We start from the raw sequence: 1,882 nt of genomic DNA, 5'->3' as shown, positions 1-1,882 counted from the left end.
CCCCGTCGCCCTCGACGAGCACGGTGTAGAAGGCGGTGATCGAGCCGTGCTTGCCGGGGCCGGCGCGCTCCATCAGGCCGGGCAGGCTCGCGAAGACGGAGGGCGGGAAGCCGCGCCGGGTCGGCGGCTCGCCCGCGGCCAGCCCGATCTCGCGGAGCGCGCGGGCGAAGCGGGTGACCGAATCCATCATCAGCACGACGCGCCGGCCGGCGTCGCGAAAATGCTCGGCGATGGCCGTCGCGGCCTGGGCCGCCTGCACCCGCTCGACCGCCGAGCGATCGGAGGTCGAGACGACGAGGACGGTGCGGGCCATGCCCTCGGCCCCGAGATGGCGCTCGACGAATTCGCGCACCTCGCGCCCGCGCTCGCCGATCAGGGCGATGACGCAGATATCGGCTTGCGTGCCCTTCACGATCTGCGCGAGCAGCGAGGACTTGCCGCCGCCGGGCTCGCCGTAGATGCCGAGCCGCTGGCCCTCGCCGACGGTGAGCAGCCCGTCGATGACGCGGACCCCGAGCGGCATCGGCCGCTCGACCAATTGTCGCGTGAGCGGGTTCGGGGCGGGGCCGCGCAGGGGCCGCGTCGGCGCGTCCGAGAGGTCGGCGCCCCCGTCGAGGGGCCGGCCGCGGCCGTCGAGGATGCGCCCGAGCAGGCCGTCCCCCACCGGCACCTCGACCATGCGCCCGGTCGGCACGACCTCGACCCGGCCCGACAGGCCCTCGATGCCGCCGATCGGCGTCAGCAGGGCCGTCTCGGCCGAGAGGCCCACCACCTCCGCCTCGAGCGAGAGGCCGCCGCGGCCGTCCTCGAGGCGGCACAGCTCGCCGATCCGCACGCCCGGCACCACGGCGTGGATCATCGTGCCGACGGCGCGGGTAACGTGGCCGCGCAGGGGCCGCGTCTCGACCGCGCGCGCCGCCTCGCGCAGGCGCGGCAGGGCCTCGGTCAGCGCCGTCACCGCGCCCTGGGGATCCGACAACGGCGCGCTCACGATGCGCTCTTCCCGGACGCGGCCGAGAGGCCGGCCCGCAGCGCCCGCAGCTGCGCCTCCAGCCCGAGCTCGACGCTGCCGATGGCGCTGCGGAGGCAGCACTCGCCGGGCTGAAGCACCGGGTCGGCCTCGATCCTGAGGGAGCCGGTGTCGAGATCCGCGAGCCCGGCCCGCACCGTCTCCAGATCGCCCGGCGCGACCCGCAAGCTCGCCTCCGCGTCGGGGCGCAGGCGGGCGATGGCCTGGCGCACCGAGCGGACGAGCCGGTCGCCCGGCTCGAAATCGCCCAGGATCTCGGCGACGAGGCCGTGGACCAGACCGGGCAGCTCCCGCTCCAGGGCGGCGAGGTGGGCGGCGGCGCGGGCGGCGGTCTCGCTGATCCGGGCGGCGGCCGCCGCCTCGCCCGCGGCCCGGCCCTCGGCCTCGGCCCGGGCGCGCTCGCGCTCGACCAGGTCGCGGGCGAAGGCGCGGGTCTCGACGGCGTGCCGGTGCGAGGCGGCGAGCCCGGCCTGCGCCTCGCTCCAGATGCCGATCTCGGCGGCCCGGACGATGGGGCCGGCCGGCCGCAGGCGGGGCGTCGTCGGCTGCGCGCGCTCAGGCATCCTCGGTCTCCACCGCGTCGGCCACGAGGGCCATGATATCGGCGGCGATGCCCGCGAGCGCCGGATCGACCGGGCCGCCGTCGGCCGGCGTCCCCGGCGGCAGGGCGAGCCGCACCGCCCGGCGCAGGGGCTCCGGCGCGTCGTCGAGCCACGCGCCGAGGCAGGCATAGCCGTCGTGCAGGACGGCGCGCGCGAGGTCGCCGTGATCGTCCCGCGGGGGAACATGCGCGCCGTGGCGCAGGCCGAAGGCGTGGGCGTCCCGGCCGATGGCGGCGACGAGGGCGGCCAC

The 1,882-nt window shown here is 77.6% G+C and carries 2 protein-coding genes and 1 pseudogene; all 3 read right to left on the bottom strand.

The window, feature by feature from the left end; translation table 11 throughout:
• On the bottom strand, positions 1-994 hold a 994-nt coding region (locus tag MFF42_RS26025; RefSeq protein WP_373875231.1), incomplete at its 3' end, for a FliI/YscN family ATPase.
• Entirely contained in the window at positions 988-1,593 is a 606-nt protein-coding gene (gene sctL, locus MFF42_RS26020) for a type III secretion system stator protein SctL (RefSeq protein WP_238258847.1), read from the bottom strand. The genes MFF42_RS26025 and sctL, both read right to left, overlap by 7 nt.
• Positions 1,586-1,882 (bottom strand): annotated as a pseudogene (locus tag MFF42_RS26015) (nodulation protein NolU); the annotation flags it as partial. The gene sctL and the pseudogene MFF42_RS26015, both read right to left, overlap by 8 nt.

It is taken from the genome of Methylorubrum podarium, from assembly GCF_022179745.1.
Taxonomy (GTDB): Bacteria; Pseudomonadota; Alphaproteobacteria; order Rhizobiales; family Beijerinckiaceae; genus Methylobacterium; species Methylobacterium podarium.
Note: the sequence above shows the minus strand (reverse complement) of the source record. Positions and strands in the feature narration are given on the sequence as shown.